The sequence below is a fragment of the Massilia genomosp. 1 genome, assembly GCF_011682185.1.
In the GTDB taxonomy this organism is placed as follows: Bacteria; Pseudomonadota; Gammaproteobacteria; order Burkholderiales; family Burkholderiaceae_D; genus Telluria_A; species Telluria_A rubra.
Genome location: NZ_WHJF01000476.1, coordinates 1 through 323 on the forward strand (window position 1 = coordinate 1; position 323 = coordinate 323).

At 63.2% G+C, this 323-nt stretch carries 1 pseudogene; it reads left to right on the forward strand.

Features of this window, described 5'->3' with window-relative positions:
• A pseudogene (locus F1735_RS34580) lies at positions 1 to 323 on the forward strand (insulinase family protein); the annotation flags it as partial.

Consider the following 323-nt stretch of genomic DNA (forward strand, 5'->3'; position numbering starts at 1 on the left):
GCAGTTTCGACATGGCCAAGGTCAAGCCGCTGCTGGCCACTTACCTGGGCGCACTGCCGGTGGGCGATATCGAGATCGGCTACAAGGATGCCGGCGTGCGTCCGGTGCGCGGCGTGGTGAAGAAGGAAGTGCGCAGCGGCTCGGAAGCGAAGAGCAGCGTATCGCTCAACTTCAGCGGCGAGGCGCCGTACTCGGACGACGAAGCGATGCGCTTCCAGGCGATGCTGGAAGTGATCAACATCCGCATCACCGACATCCTGCGCGAGAAGCTGGCCCTGATTTACGGCGGCGGCATGAGCGGCGGCTTGAGCAAATACCCGTAC